Genomic DNA, 14,727 nt, shown 5'->3' with positions numbered 1-14,727 from the left:
GATGAGCGGCGACAAGTCCGCCATCATTCCCATAGCGCAGGACGTGTTACGTCCCGGCGGTGTGCAGGCCGAGCACATCCTGAACCTTTGGCATGGCACGCTGGCGTTGTGCACGGTGGTGTTCGTGCTGGTGCTGGGAGCGACATTGCTTGCGCTGTGGCGCGCGCGGCGCGGCGGCCTCCAGAGTGCGCCGGATGTGTCGCCGCTGTCGACGCCTGAGGTGGGCCCGCGCCGCGCGGTGACCTGGGCGGCGGTTCTGTCGGCCGTCGGGCTGGCGGGCTTGTTATGGGCCGATGTGCGGACCGGCAGCGCGTTGGCGCAGTTGCCGGCCGAGGGCGCGCTGCGCATCGAGCTGACCGGCAAGCAGTGGTGGTGGCAGGCGGTGTACGACGATCCCCAAACCGGCGCACGTTTTGTCACCGCGAACGAGTTGCACCTGCCCGTGGGGCGGGCGGCCATCATCACCTTGCGCAGCGATGACGTGATCCACACGCTGTGGATACCCAACCTGCACGGCAAGAAGGACTTGATACCCGGACGCGCGACCGAAATGCGCTTGCGGGCCGACCAGGCCGGTGTGTATCGCGCGCAGTGCGCGGAGTTCTGCGGCCAGCAGCATACCCTGATGGCCTTGCTGGTGGTGGCCGAGCCGCCGGCGCAATACGCGTCGTGGGCGGCGGCGCAGGCGCGTCCGGCGGTGGCGGCGGAGGGCGTGGCGGGACGCGGCTTGCAGGTGTTCATGGACAATCGCTGCGCTAACTGCCATACGATCGCGGGCACGCCGGCGGCCGGGCAGGGCGGGCCCGACCTGACGCACCTGGCGTCGCGGCAGATGCTCGCGGCTGGCACGCTGCCCAACACGCGCGGCCATCTGGGCGGCTGGATCGTTGACGCGCCATCGCTCAAGCCCGGCACCATCATGCCCGCGACGCCGCTGCCCGCCGACCAGTTGCACGCGCTGCTGGCATACATGGAGTCGCTGCGATGACCGCCGCCGTGGACGCGGCGGCGCTGGAAGCGACCTGGCGCGATCCGCCCGGCTGGCGCGGCTGGCTGTGCGCGATCAACCACAAGACCATCAGCCGCCGCTTCATGCTGGCCAGCTTTGGCTTCTTCATCGCCGGTGGCGTCCTCGCCTTGCTGATGCGCCTGCAACTGGCGCAGCCATCGCTCAAGCTGGTGAACGCCAAACTGTACAACCAGCTGTTCACCATGCACGGCACCACGATGATGTTCCTGTTCGCCGTACCCATCATGCAGGCCGTGGCCACCTACCTGGTGCCGCTGATGATCGGCGCGCGCACCGTCGCGTTCCCGCGCATGAACGCCTTTGCCTTCTGGGTGTTCGTGTTCGGCGGCCTGATGCTGTACGCCGCCTTCCTGGCCGGCATCGGCCCGGATGCCGGCTGGTTCGCCTACGTGCCGCTGTCCAACCTGCATTATTCGCCGGAGAAGGGCGTCGACTACTGGGCGCAGATGATTACCTTCACCGAACTGTCGGGCGTGCTGGAAGCCATCGTCATCATCACCACCATCCTCAAGATGCGGGCGCCGGGCATGAGCTTGCGCCGCTTGCCGCTCTACGTCTGGAGCATGCTGGTGACCTCGGTGATGGTGCTGTTCGCGCTGCCGGCCGTCATGCTGGCCAGCACCGCGCTGATCACCGACCGCCTGGTTGACACGCGTTTCTATTCGCCGGCGCAAGGCGGGGACGTGCTGCTGTGGCAGCACCTGTTCTGGTTCTTCGGCCACCCGGAGGTGTACTTGATCTTCATACCGCCGCTGGGATTCATCTCCAGCATCATCGCCACCTTCGCGCGGCGGCCGGTGTTCGGCTACACAGCCATGGTGCTGTCGCTGGTGGCGACCGGTTTCCTCGGCTTCGGCCTGTGGGTGCATCATATGTTCGCCACCAACCTGCCGGAACTGGGCAAGACCTTCTTCACCGCCGCCAGCCTGATGATCGCCATTCCGACCGCCGTGCAAATCTTTTGCTGGATCGCGACGCTGTGGCGGGGCCGGCTGAGCTTCCAGACGCCGCTGCTGTTCGTGCTGGCCTTCTTTGCCATCCTGTTGCTGGGCGGCCTGACCGGGCTGATGCTGGCTTCTGTGCCGCTGGATTTGCAGCTGCACGATACTTACTTCGTGGTCGCGCATTTGCACTATGTGCTGCTGGGGGGCGCGGTGTTTCCGCTATTTGGCGCGTTCTTTTACTGGTTCCCGAAATTTACCGGCCGGCTGCTCAGCGAGCAGCTGGGACGGTGGCAGTTCTGGCTGTTCTTCATTGGTTTCAACGTCAGCTTCTTCCCGATGCACGTGCTGGGGTTGCAGGGCATGCCGCGCCGCGTCTACACCTACGGCGCGGAAATGGGCTGGGCCAAGCTGAACCTGACCGCCACGGTGGGGGCGCTGATGATCGCCGTCAGCGTGATGCTGTTCATCATCAACGTATGGCGCAGCAGGCAGCCGGCCGGTGATGATCCCTGGGGCGGGGGCACGTTGGAGTGGCACACCACGTCGCCGCCGCCAGCTGCCAATTTCCCATTGCCGCCAGTGGTGGGCAGCCGCTTTCCGCTGTGGGAAAAGGATGGCGTGGCCGGTCATGTGAGCGGCCTGTCGTCCAGCGAGCGCGAAATCCTGATTACTTCCGGTCCCGATGCGCATCCGGATCATCGTCTGCGCATGCCGGAGCCGACGCCGTGGCCTTTCATCACGGCACTGGCGACCACGGTGCTGTTCATCGGTTCGATTTATACGCCCTGGGCTGTGGTGTGGGGCGCGGTGCCGGTGGCGATCGCGTGCACCGCGTGGTTCTGGCCAAGGCGGAGCACATCATGAGTGAGCCACGGATTGTCGACGCGGCGAAGTTGCCGGATTACGCGTTCGGTTCTTCCAGTCCGACGTGGTGGGGCACCATCGGCATGATGGTGGTGGAGGGCATGCTGTTTGCCCTGACCATCATGAGCTATTTCTACTTGCGCAGCCAGGCGCCGGACTGGCCGATCCGCGCGCCGCCGCCGGACCTGCTGTGGGGGACGCTCAACACGGCGCTGATGATCCTGAGCGGCGTGCCCAACGCGTGGACCAAGCGCTGCGCCGAACGCTTCGATCATCAGCGCGTGCGGCGCGGATTGTGGCTGTGCACGCTGGTCGGCGTGCTGCTGATGGCGGTGCGCGTGGGGGAGTTCGCCACGCTGAACGTGCGATGGGACGATAACGCTTACGGATCGGTGGTGTGGATGCTGATGGGGTTGCACACCACGCACCTGATTACCGATACCTACAACACCGGCGTGCTGGCGGTGCTGTTTTCGCGCGGGCCGCTGGAGGCCAAGCGGTTCGTGGACGTCAGCGAGAACGCGGGCTACTGGTACTTTGTGCTGATTAGCTGGCTGGCGGTGTATGCGGTGGTGTTTTGGGGAGCGCGGCTATGAGGCGCCTCCTGTGGCGTTGGGCCTTGTGCGCGTGCGCGGCGCTCCTCCCTCTTGCGGCCGCGTCGGCGCATGTGACGGCGTCTGGCGGCGAACTGGTGGCGGCCTGGGGCGCTGACCCGTGGGTACTGGCCTGCCTGGCACTGTCGCTGACGATGTACCTCGTCGGCGTGGTGCGGCTTTATCTGCGCGCGCGCAATGGACGAGCGACGTTGTTGCGACAGGGTGCGTGGTTTGGCGCCGGCTGGTTGGCGCTGGTGGCCGCGCTGGCGTCGCCGCTGGATGCAGCGGGCAGCGTTTCGTTTGCCGCCCACATGGTGCAGCACGAATTGCTGATGATCGTCGCCGCGCCCTTGCTGGTACTGGGCCGGCCGCTAGGCGTGTGGCTGTGGGCATGGCCGTCGGCCGCGCGGCGCGGTGGCGGCGCGCTGACGCGAACGCGGCCGTTGCAAGCCGCGTGGCGCGCTCTGACGCGTCCGCTGCACGCATGGCTGCTGCACTTTGCCGCCCTATGGCTGTGGCATGCGCCATACCTGTTTCAAGCGGCGCTGGCGTCGCCAGCCTTGCATGCGCTGCAGCACGCCAGCTTCCTGTTTCCGGCGCTGTTGTTCTGGTGGGCGGTGCTGGACGGCGTCGCGCGTGGCCCGGCCATCGCCTATCTGTTCACCACCATGCTGCACACCGGCGCGCTGGGGGCTTTGTTTGCCGTGTCCGGACGGATCTGGTATCCGGCGTATGGTGGCGGAGCGGCGCAGTTTGGCCTGTCCGCGCTGGAAGACCAGCAGCTAGGCGGTCTCATCATGTGGGTGCCGGGCGGACTGGCTTATCTGATTGTCGCGCTGGCGCTGTGTGCGCGTTGGCTGGCCGCCGAAGGCAGGGTCGCATGAAGCGCCTGCTGTTACTGTGCCTATGCGCCATGCTGGCCGCATGCGAACAGGACCGTGCCGCCGTCCCGCCGGGCGAGCGCAGCGGCAATCGCTATGTCGGCAAGCAGTTGCTGGAGCGCTACGGCTGTGCCGCCTGCCATCGCATTCAGGGCATGCCTTTGCACCACACCCAAGGCGGGCCGTCGCTGGAGCGTATCGCCCACGCCAGCTATATCGCCGGCACGCTGCCGAACACCCAGCGGAATCTGGAGCGATGGATCATGCGGCCATCGCCCGGCAGCGCCATGCCGAACCTTGGCGTGACGGCGGCCGAGGCGCGCGATATGGCGGCTTATCTCTACAATCAGGAGGCACCATGATGCCGCCGAAACGCGGACGCCTGATATTGCGCACGGCGCTGGTGACGCTGGCCGTGGCGGCACTTGCAAGCGCGCTGGCGGCCGCGCTGGTTGTGCGCCAGGGCTGGTACGACGTCGGCGCGGTCAAACAGCATTGGCAGCCGGTGTTCACCTTGCTTGAGAATGGCCTGCGCTACTCGGTGCGCCATCATGCGCGCGAGATTGTGGCGCCGGAGCGCACCTCGGCCATGGCTCAGCAAGGCGTGAAGGTGTATGCGCAGCATTGCGTGCAGTGTCACGGCGCGCCCGGTGTGGCGCCGAGGCTGGCCAGTTTGGCGTTGCAGCCATCGCCGGGACCGCTGGTGCACATGACGCGGCGCTGGCAGCCGAACGAGCTGTATTGGATCATCAGCAATGGCATCAAGATGACCGGCATGCAGGCGTGGCGCTTCCACCTGAGCGAGCGTGAGATCTGGAGCGTGGTGGCCTTGATCGAACGCCTGCCGGGCATGACACCAGAGGAAGGGCAGGCGCTGTTCGCCACGCCGCCGGAGCCGGTGGGCGAGGTGCGGATGGCGGTGGGGCCGCCCGACGCGGAACGCGGACGTGTGGCGCTGGCGCAGTACGCGTGCCAGTCCTGTCATGTGCTGCCCGGCGTGCCGGGACCAAGGGTGGACGTGGGACCATCGCTGAAGGAATTCGCCCGCCAGCGTTACGTGGCTGGCCGTCTGCCGAATACGGAAGACAATCTGGTGCGCTGGATACGCGATCCGCAAGAGGTCAAGCCGGGCAGCGCCATGCCGTCGCTGCAAGTCACCGAGCGCGACGCGCGCGACATGGCGCGCTGGCTGCTGCGTGATCGATCACCCAACTGAGACAGCCGGCGCTGTTCGTTACAGGGCCTCGGGGCGGTAATCGTCCGGGCACAGCACCGGCACTTGCAGGCAAACGCTCTTGGTGGGCAAGACCGCCGACCATTTCTGGATCAGGTCGCGGTAGGCCTCGCCCACCGGCCGTATCTTTCGGTCGAGGTCGTACAGGCCGAGCGGATTGACCACGCCCTTGTCCTCGCGCAGCGCGCAATCCCAGTCGACCTGGTCGGTGAGCGAGTACCAGGTGAAGCCGACGATGGGCACGCCGCTGTTGCGTACGCACAGCACGTTGGCCCATTCCTTGCGCAGCCAGCGCACCGCCTCGTCGCCGCCGGGGCCCTGGCACAGATTGGTCTCGGTGTGCATCACCGGCAGGCCGTAGCGCTTCGCGTACTGCTCGGTGATGGTGGCGTAGCCGAACACCTCGCCCGAGGCCCAGGTGGCGCCGTCGCTGGAGACGTAGTGCTCGTTGGTCTGGTAGTAATCGTTGCCCATGATGCAGTGGTGCTTGAGGTCGTTGTGCATGAAGAAACTATACTCGTCGCGCGTCATGCCGTTTTCCATCAGGTACTCGTACATCACCGAATCGACGCGGCGGCCGTAGTTGAGATCGAGCGACAGGAAGCGGCGCGAGTTCATGGTCTCGGCCGGTTCGATGGCGTCCGGATTCTCGGCGTGGAAATACTCGCTCGACTCGCTCTGCACGAACAGCGCCTCCGGCTGCACGTGCAGGATGGCCTGCATGGCCAGCACATTGGCCTTGACCACGTGCTTGAGCGCGGTGACGAAAGAGCGGTCGTCGCTCAGTTGCTCGTTCCACCAGCCGTACAGCGCGGAAAAGCGGGCGCAGATCGACATCTCATTGACCGGCGTGTACAGTTGCAGCCAGGGGTAGCGCCTGGCGAACTCGCGCGCGTAGTCGGCGAACAGGACGGGGAATTCGGGGTTCTGGAAATTGCCGAGCCAGTCGGGCAGGCCGAAGTGGCAGAGGTCGACGATGGCCACCATGTTGCGGCGGCGCAGCTCGTTCAGGGTTTCATCGGCGAACGACCAGTCGTAGCGGCCGGGGCCGAGCCAGGTGGTGTGCAGCGGAGGACCGTAGCGCAGCGCCGTGATGCCGAGCTCCCGCACCAGGTCGAAATCGGTTTTCCAGTGGCGATAGTGGCCGCATTTTTCCATCTCATCCATGCGCGTGCGGCCGTTATTGATCGTGGGAATGCTGTTTTCGATGCCGGTGGCAAAGATGAATCGACGAAACATGGCAACTCCTTTCCGCGTATCGCTGCCATGCTAGCGGAGTTGGCCGCGCTGCGGCGTCCTTTAAGGCGGGCCATCCTCCTGCCAACCACCGCCCAGCGCCTGGAACAACGCCACCGTGTCGGCATATCGCGCGGCCTGCGCCTGGATCAGGCTGATTGTCGCCTGTTGCCATGCCTGGCCTGCTTGCAGCACCGCCGGGTAGGCGCCCTGGCCAAGTTCCCATTGGCGCTGGGCGATGCCCCAACTGGTGTGCGCAGCCTGTTCGGCACGCTGCGCGGCGTGCACGGCGCGGGCGTCGGCGTCGATTGCGTGCAGTGTGTCGGCCACGTTCTGGAAGGCGGTCAGCACGGTGGCGCGGTACTGCGCCGCCGTCTGCTCGTAAGCCGCCTCCGCCGCGCGCTGCTGATGCAACAGCGTACCGCCATGGAACAGCGGCTGCACCAGATCTGCGCCGATGCTCCAGAAGCCGGCGCCGGACTTGAACAGCGTGCCGGCGTCCAGTGCCGCGCTGCCCATGCTGGCCGTCAGCGCGATGCCGGGCAGGCGCGCCGCCTTGGCGATGCCGATCTGCGCCGACGCGGCCTGCAATTGCGCTTCGGCCGCGCGAATGTCGGGCCGCCGCTCGACCAGCCTGGCCGGCACGCTGAGCGGCAACTGGCTCGCCAGCACCAGTTTGTCGAAGTCGAGCCGCTGCGCGATGCCTTCGCTGGGATAACGCCCGGCCAGTACCGCCAGCAGGTCTTGCTGCTGGGACAGCTGTTTCTCCAACGGCGGCAGTTGCGCCTCCACCTGTGCCTGCGCCGCCTCCTGCGCCGCCACCTCCGCCGCGCCCACCTGTCCGGCTTGCCGCTGTTTGCGCACCGCGTCCAGTTGCTGCTGCGACTGCGACGCCAGCGCCCGCATGGCGTTGATCTGGGCCCGCAGCGACGCTTCCTCGATGGCGGCGCTGACCACGTTGGCGGCCAGGGTCAGGCGCGCGGCCTCGCGCTGGAAGCGCGCCACCTCCGCCTGCGCGCCGGCCGCCTCCACCTGCCGCCGCGCGCCGCCGAACACGTCCGGCGCGTAGCTGATGTTGAGTTGCGCCGTGTGCAGGCTGTATAAATTGGCGCCCGATGCCGTCGGGCTGGAGAGCGTGTCAGCGACGCGCTGGCGGCTCGGCTGCAGGTGCAGGTCGGCGCTGGGCGCATAGGCGCCACGCTGGGCCGCGGCGGTTTCGCGCGCGGCGCGCAGGGCGGCGTCCGCCGCTTGCAGTTCGGGATTGGCCTGCAGCGCGGCCTCCACTAGTTGATTCAGTTCTTCCGAACCGAATACCGTCCACCATCGGGCCGCCACGTCCTGGCCCGCGATCAGTTGCTGGTCGGCAGGGGCGGCCAGTGGCTCGGCGGTGTAGCCGGCCACCGTGGGCGCGGCCGGGCGAGTGAAGTCGGGACCGGCGGCGCAGCCGCTGAGCAGCAGCGCTACCAGCAACTTTACCAGCAGGGTTGCCAGCGCCGAGGCCGGGGCGCCAGCCAGCGGCGCGGCCAGCGCGCTGATGCGGATGCTCATCGCTTTGATCATGCGGGTTCTCCTTGGCCGTAGCGTTGTTCGATCAGGTAGTACAGCGCCGGCAGCAGCACCAGCGTCAGCACGGTGGCCGTCACCAGTCCGCCGACCACCACGGTGGCCAACGGGCGCTGGACGTCGCTGCCGAGGCCGTGCGCCAGCGCCGCCGGCACCAGGCCCAGCGCGGCCACGGTGGCGGTGGTCAGCACCGGTCGCACGCGCTCGCGCGCGCCCCGGATGACGGCGCCGCGCAGGTCGCCGGGCAACTGCTGGCGCCAGTGGTTCAGGCTGGCCAGCATCACCACCGCGTTCAGCACCGACACGCCGAACAGCGCGATGAAGCCGACCGCCGACGAAACGTTGAGCGTCATGCCGCGCAAGTGCAGCGCCACCAGCCCGCCCAGCAGTGACAGCGGCACCGCCAGCAGGATCAGGCCCGGCTGGCGCAGGTTGCCGAACGCCGCGAACAGCAGGACAAACATCAGCGCCAGCACGGCCGGCACGATCACCGCCAGCCGTGCTTGCGCGCGCTGCTGGTTCTCAAACTGGCCGCCCCAGCTGATCTGGTAGCGCGCGTGATCGTAGGGAATCTCACGCGCGATGCGGCCCTGCGCCTCGGCCAGGAAGGATGACAGGTCGCGCCCGCGCAGATTGGTGCGCACCGTCAGGTGGCGCCGGTTCATCTCGCGCGTGATGGTGGTCTCGCCCTCGGCCAGGCGGATGTGCGCCACCTGCGCCAGCGCCACGTGGGCGCCGTTGGCGGCGTTCAGCACCAGGTCGCCGATGGCCTGCGGATCGTTGCGGGTGGGGCCGCTGAAGCGCGCCGCCACGTCGTAGCTGCGGTCGTCCACGTAGACTTGCGCCACCGGGCTGCCGCCGATGCCGGTCTGGATCAGCGCCATCACGTCGGCCACGTTGATGCCGAGGCGGGCCGCGGCGGCACGGTCGACGTCGATGCGCACCTGGGGCAGCGGCGGTTCCTGGTCTATGATCACGTCCTGCGCGCCCGGCACCGTGCGCAGCAGGTGCTCGACCGCGCTGGCCAGCTTGCGGGTGGCGTGGAAGTCGTCGCCATACACCTTGACCACCAGGTCGCTGTGAGCGCCGGCCAGCTTGTCCAGCACGCCATCGATCATCGGCTGCGAGAAGCCGACCTCGGTGCGCGGCAATTGCTTGTAGCGCGCCGCCAGCTTGTCGATCAGGTCCTGCTTGCTCATGCCCGACGGCCACTCGCTGTAAGGCTGCAAGGTCACCGCGCACTCGATGTGCGAGGGCGTGAACGGGTCGGTGCCTTCATCGTTGCGGCCCAGTTGCGTGACGACGTGGGCCACCTGCGGTTCCTGCAGGGTGGCGGCGCGCAGGGCGTCGGCCATCTGCGTCGCCTTGGTCAGCGAGATGCCGGGCGGCAGTGTGACCTGCAGCCAGATCGAGCCTTCGTCCAGCGTCGGCAGGAAGTCGCGGCCGATGGAGCCGCCCACCAGCACCACCGCCGCCAGCGTGGCGCCGGCGATGGCCAGCACCAGCCTCGACTTGCCCACCAGCCGGTGCAGCAGCGCCTCGTAGCGTGGCATCAGCCATTCCAGCGCCGGGTTGTGGAAGATCTTGCGCGGCTTGCGGAAAGCCCAGAAGGCCAGGCCTGGAATCAGCATCACGGTCATCAGCAACGCCCCCAGCAGGGCGAAGCCGACCGCGAACGCCATCGGCGAGAACAGCTTGTACTCGATGCGCTGGAAGGCGAACAGCGGCAGGTAGGCGACCATGATCACCAGCATGCCGAAGCAGGTCGGCTTCATCACCTGCAGCGCGGCGTGCACGGCGTCGCGGCCGGGCAGCAGACCGTCCGGCTGTTCCTCGCGCCGGCGCAGGATGGCTTCCAGCACGAAGATGGCGCCGTCCACGATGATGCCGAAGTCGATCGCGCCCAGAGACAGCAGGTTGGCCGGGATCTTGAAGTGCTGCATCAGGATGAAGGCCGTCATCAGCGAAACCGGAATGGTGGCCGCCGCGATCAGCGCCGCGCGTGGGCTGCCCAGGAACAGCACCAGCACCAGCGTCACCAGCACCACGCCTTCCACCAGTGTCTTGCCGACCGTGTGCACGGTGGCGTCCACCAGCGTGCTGCGGTCCATGTAGGGCACCACCTTGACGTCCTTCGGCAGCAGGTGTTCGTTGAGATCCCGCACCGCCGCGTGCACGTTGGCGATCACGCGCGAGGGGTTTTCATGCTTGAGCAGCAGCACCACGCCGGACACGGTGTCGGACAGCTTGTCCTTGCCCAGCACGCCATGGCGCTCCTGCTGGCCCAGTGTGACGTTGCCGAGGTCCTTGACCAGCACCGGCACGCCATTTTTCTGCGCCACCACCACGTTGCCGAGGTCGTCCAGGCTGCGGATCAGGCCGACGCCGCGCACCACCAGTCCCTGTTCGCCGCGCGTCAGCACGCTGCCGCCGGCGTTGGCGTTATTGGCCGCGATGGCTTGCGTGATCTGCGCCAGCGACAGGTTGTACTTGGAAAGCTTGGCCGGATCGAATTCCAGCAGGAACTGCGTGGTCAGGCCGCCGAAGTTGCTGACGTCGACCACGCCCGCCGCCTGTTTCAGGCGCGGGATCACTGTCCAGCGCTGCAGTTCGGACAGCGAGCGCAGGTCGCGGCTTTTCGATTCCAGCGTGTAGCGGTAGATCTCGCCGATGGGCGAGGTCAGCGCATCGAGCGAGGGCTGGGCGCCGTACGGCAGCGACACGCCGGCGATGCGTTCCTGCAGGCGCTGGCGCGACCAGTAATCTTCCGCGCCATCCTCGAACACCACGGTGATCAGCGACAGGCCGAAGGTGGACTTGGAGCGCATCACATGCATGCCGGGCGTGCCCATGATCTCGCGCTCGAGCGGGATGGTGATCTGCTGTTCGACCTCCTCGGCGGCCAGGCCGTTGACCTGGGTGACCACCTGCGAGGTGACATCGGCGATGTCGGGATAGGCTTCCAGCGGCAGCTGGGTCCAGCAGTAGCCGCCGTACAGCGCGGCCAGCGCGAACACCAGCGAAACGATGCCGCGCCGGTTGAAGCACAGGGTGACCAGACGTTCAATCATTGAGCAGCACTCCATCCTTGGTCACGATACGTTCGCCGGCCTTGAGGCCGGCCAGCACTTCCACCTGTTCGCCGATCTGCGCGCCCAGCCGGACATCGCGTGCCACAAATTGCCACGGCTTGACCTCGACAAAGGTGCGGCTGGTGAAGCCGCTCTGGATCACGGCGCTCATCGGCACCAGCAGGCCTTGGTGCGGACGCGCCAGCAGGGTGGCTTCGGCGAACATGCCCGGTTTCAGGCGGCCGTCGCGGTTGTCGAAGGGCAGGCGGACCTTGATGGTGCGGGTGTCCGGATCCAGCATTTCGCCGATGTAGCGCACCTGGCCGGTCAGCGGCTGCGGCCAGGCGTCCAGCTTGATGCTGGCCTGCTGGCCGACGTAGAGCTGGGCCAGGTCTTTTTCCTGCGCGCTGGCGCTGATGAAGACCTGGGACAGGTCGGCCACCGTCATGACCGGCGCGCTGGCGTCGTTCCACCAGGCGCCGGCGGCGGCCGCCAGCTCGACCACGCGGCCGGCGATCGGCGAGCGCACCACGATGCGGCCGCTTCCGGTGCCGGCGCGCGCGCCCAGCTGGGCCAGGCGGGCGGCGGCGCGGGTGGCCTCGGCGGCGGCGCTGTCGCAATCGCCTTGCGCCTGTTCGACATCGCGTCTGGCGGCGATGTCGGATTGCGCCAGCTCGTTCTGGCGTTGCAGGTTACGTTGGGCCAGCGCCAGCGCGGACTGCGCCTTGGCGTGGTCGGCCGCAGCCTGCGCCATGTCCGGCGCGTCAATGGTGAACAGCGGCTCGCCGGCCTTGACCTGGTCGCCCAGTTGCTTGTTGAGGCTGACGATGCGGCCGGCCAGCGGCGGCGTCACCTTGACCAGGCGGCCCGGATCGGCCTCCACAAGCGCCGGCAGTGTGAACGGGGCGGCGATGCTTTGCTCGTCGATCACGCTCACCGTCAGCGAGCGCCGCAACGGCGACTGTTCCGGAATGCGCAGCAAATCGCCCTCGTGCAGCAGCGACGGCGTGTCCTCGGCGGTAGGCGCCTCCTTGGCGTGGCTGCCATACAGGCGCAGCGCGGCCGCGACCAGCAGGCCGGACAGGATCAGTTTGAATAGCGTGGCTCGTTTCATGGTGGTTCTCCGCAAAGTGCCGCCATGGTAGGGAAATTTGCTGCACCGCATCCTGAATTCTTCTTCAGGAAAGCCCGGCCGGGGCGCTGCTATACTTGCCCCATGCACATATTGCTCGTAGAAGATGATCACAAGGCGGCCCGGCTGCTGGCCCGAGGCCTGGAGGAGGAGGGCTATACGGTGACGGTCGCCCATGCGGCGCAGGAGATCGAGGCCAGCGACCTGGCGCGCGCCGACCTGGCCATCCTCGACTGGATGTTGCCAGGTAAGGATGGCATCACGCTGTGCAGCGAGTGGCGCCAGCGCGGCCTGCCGCTGCCGGTGCTGATGCTGACCGCGCGCGATGCGCTGGCCGACCGCATCGCCGGCCTCAACACCGGCGCCGATGATTACCTGACCAAGCCGTTTGAATTCGATGAGTTGCTGGCGCGCGTGCGGGCGTTGCTACGGCGCGCGGTGCGCGCGGCGCCGGCCTTGCGGCAGGTGGCGGACATGACGGTCGACCCGCAGACCCACGAGGTGCGGCGCGCCGGCGTCAGCCTGGACCTGACGCCGAAGGAATACGCCATCCTCGAATTCCTGTTGCAGCACGTGGGCGAGGTGGTCAGCCGGCTGCAATTGGCCGAGCACGTCTGGCACGCCGACCTGATCGCTATCGACAACCTGATCGACGTGCACATGAAAAACCTGCGCCGCAAGGTGGACGCGCCGGGCCACGCGGCGCTGATCGAAACCGTGCGCGGGCGCGGCTTCCGCCTGGCGGCGCCGGGGACGGCCGATGCTTAGCCTGCGCCGCCGCCTGGTGCTGATGCACCTGATGGTGAGCGTGGCGGCCATCTCCGTCACTGCCGTGGCCGGCTGGTGGCAGTTGTCGCGCTCGGTGCGCGGACAGCTGGATTCGGCGTTGCTGGCCCTGGCCGACACCGAAGCCGGCATGCTGGCCGACAGCGCGGGCGCCGTGGTGCGCGTGCATGAAGCCCCGGCCGGCAGCGCGCCGCTGTCACTGACGCGGCTGGACCGGCTGGTGCAAATCATCGATGGCAACGGGCGCGTGCTGGCGCGTAGCGCCAACCTGGGCGGCGACAAGTTGCCGCTGTCGCCGTCGCTGCTGGCGCAACTGGGCGCCGGTGAAACCGTGTTCGATACGCTGCCGGATGCGCGCGAGGAACCGCTGCGCATGGTCTCGGTGCCGGTGCTGGTGCGTGGCGGGCGCTATGCGGTGCAGGTGGCCGGCTCGCTGGACGACGCCGACCAGATCCTGCAATCGGCCGCCATCCTGTTCGCGGTGATGGCGACGGCCTTGCTGGCCCTGGTGGGCTGGGCCGGAGCGCGCCTGTCGCGCAAGACCTTTGTGGCGATTGAAAACATCGTCGACCAGGCGCGCAAGATCGGCGACAGCAGCCTGGACAGCCGACTGCCGCATCCCGGTGACGATGACGAGATCGGCCACCTGGCCGACACCCTGAACGCCATGCTGGACCGTATCGAGCACGCGTTCGAGGCGCAGCGGCGGTTCACGGCCGATGCCTCGCACGAGCTGCGCTCGCCGCTGTCGCGGCTGCGCACCGAGATCGAAATCACCTTGCGCCGGCAGCGTACGGAGGCCGAGTATGTCAGTACCTTGCGCTCCTGTCTGGACGAGGTCGGCGGCCTGACCATGCTGGTGGAGGAATTGCTGATGCTGGCGCGGCTGGACGCGGGGCAGCAACTGGCGCAGGTGGAACTGGCGTCGCTGTCTTCGCTGGCGGGGGAGGCGGTACAGCGCCTGAGCGCGCCTGCGGCCGAGCGGCGCATCCGCATCCTGCTACAGGATGAATTGGCCGAGCCGGTGCAGGTGGACCGGGCGCCGGTCAGCCTGGTGCTGCGCAACCTGCTGGAAAACGCCCTCAAGTTCTCGCCTGCCGACGGCCACATCACCGTACGCATTCAGAGCACGGCGCAGGGCGTGACGTTGTCGGTGGAAGACCAGGGAGCCGGAATCGCGGAACACGAGCTGCCGTTTCTGTTTGAGCGCTTCTTCCGCGGCAGCGGCGCGCGGGCGGGGGAGGTCGACGGCGTCGGCCTCGGGCTGGCGCTATCGCAGGCCATCATGCAAGCCTACGGCGGCAAAATCACGGCAGAGAACACCACAACAGGGGGAGCGCGCTTCACGCTGCACCTGCCGTAGCCAGCGCCGTGTTCGCCTCATGCGGAG

The 14,727-nt window shown here is 67.5% G+C and carries 12 protein-coding genes; 8 read left to right on the top strand and 4 right to left on the bottom strand.

The window, feature by feature from the left end:
- Position 1: 1 nt before the first annotated feature.
- From FHW83_RS15005 to FHW83_RS14980, 6 genes are read left to right on the top strand one after another with little or no spacing between them, the layout of a single operon-like run.
- Entirely contained in the window at positions 2 to 988 is a 987-nt protein-coding gene (locus FHW83_RS15005) for a cytochrome c oxidase subunit II (RefSeq protein ID WP_176647165.1), read from the top strand.
- The gene (gene ctaD / locus FHW83_RS15000; RefSeq protein WP_176647164.1) at positions 985 to 2,838 is read left to right on the top strand and encodes a cytochrome c oxidase subunit I; all 1,854 of its coding nucleotides are present in this window, start codon (positions 985 to 987) and stop codon (positions 2,836 to 2,838) included. Before FHW83_RS15005 ends, ctaD begins: the two co-directional genes overlap by 4 nt.
- Entirely contained in the window at positions 2,835 to 3,434 is a 600-nt protein-coding gene (locus tag FHW83_RS14995; RefSeq protein ID WP_176647163.1) for a cytochrome c oxidase subunit 3, read from the top strand. The genes ctaD and FHW83_RS14995 overlap by 4 nt, the downstream gene beginning before the upstream one ends.
- Positions 3,431 to 4,318 (top strand): cytochrome c oxidase assembly protein, encoded by an 888-nt coding sequence (locus FHW83_RS14990; protein WP_176647162.1) that lies wholly within the window; start codon positions 3,431 to 3,433, stop codon positions 4,316 to 4,318. Before FHW83_RS14995 ends, FHW83_RS14990 begins: the two co-directional genes overlap by 4 nt.
- On the top strand, positions 4,315 to 4,677 hold the full coding sequence (locus tag FHW83_RS14985) for a c-type cytochrome (RefSeq protein WP_229224197.1): 363 nt from the start codon (positions 4,315 to 4,317) through the stop codon (positions 4,675 to 4,677). Before FHW83_RS14990 ends, FHW83_RS14985 begins: the two co-directional genes overlap by 4 nt.
- Entirely contained in the window at positions 4,674 to 5,531 is an 858-nt protein-coding gene (locus tag FHW83_RS14980; protein WP_229224196.1) for a c-type cytochrome, read from the top strand. The genes FHW83_RS14985 and FHW83_RS14980 overlap by 4 nt, the downstream gene beginning before the upstream one ends.
- A gap of 18 nt (positions 5,532 to 5,549) precedes the next feature.
- Here FHW83_RS14980 and FHW83_RS14975 read toward each other — a convergent pair whose 3' ends face one another.
- From FHW83_RS14975 to FHW83_RS14960, 4 genes are read right to left on the bottom strand one after another with little or no spacing between them, the layout of a single operon-like run.
- On the bottom strand, positions 5,550 to 6,788 hold the full coding sequence (locus FHW83_RS14975) for a family 1 glycosylhydrolase (RefSeq protein WP_176647161.1): 1,239 nt from the start codon (positions 6,786 to 6,788) through the stop codon (positions 5,550 to 5,552).
- A 60-nt stretch (positions 6,789 to 6,848) separates the two neighbouring features.
- A complete protein-coding gene (locus FHW83_RS14970) occupies positions 6,849 to 8,345 on the bottom strand; it encodes an efflux transporter outer membrane subunit (RefSeq protein ID WP_229224195.1) in 1,497 nt (498 codons plus the stop codon).
- Complete coding sequence (locus FHW83_RS14965; protein WP_176647160.1) at positions 8,342 to 11,419, bottom strand: efflux RND transporter permease subunit; 3,078 nt, start codon at positions 11,417 to 11,419, stop codon at positions 8,342 to 8,344. Before FHW83_RS14965 ends, FHW83_RS14970 begins: the two co-directional genes overlap by 4 nt.
- Positions 11,412 to 12,533 (bottom strand): efflux RND transporter periplasmic adaptor subunit, encoded by a 1,122-nt coding sequence (locus FHW83_RS14960; protein ID WP_176647159.1) that lies wholly within the window; start codon positions 12,531 to 12,533, stop codon positions 11,412 to 11,414. The genes FHW83_RS14965 and FHW83_RS14960 overlap by 8 nt, the downstream gene beginning before the upstream one ends.
- 102 nt (positions 12,534 to 12,635) lie before the next feature.
- Here FHW83_RS14960 and FHW83_RS14955 point away from each other — a divergent pair, with 102 nt between their 5' ends.
- Both FHW83_RS14955 and FHW83_RS14950 read left to right on the top strand, forming a co-directional pair.
- Positions 12,636 to 13,319, top strand: coding sequence for a response regulator transcription factor (locus tag FHW83_RS14955; protein ID WP_176647158.1), 684 nt, complete (start codon positions 12,636 to 12,638; stop codon positions 13,317 to 13,319).
- Entirely contained in the window at positions 13,312 to 14,700 is a 1,389-nt protein-coding gene (locus tag FHW83_RS14950) for a cell wall metabolism sensor histidine kinase WalK (protein ID WP_176647157.1), read from the top strand. The genes FHW83_RS14955 and FHW83_RS14950 overlap by 8 nt, the downstream gene beginning before the upstream one ends.
- Positions 14,701 to 14,727: the final 27 nt, after the last annotated feature.

The organism is Duganella sp. SG902, from assembly GCF_013376005.1.
Classification (GTDB): domain Bacteria; phylum Pseudomonadota; class Gammaproteobacteria; order Burkholderiales; family Burkholderiaceae_D; genus Rugamonas.
The sequence above is the reverse complement of the archived record's forward strand: the minus strand, read 5'-3'. Positions and strand labels throughout refer to the sequence as shown.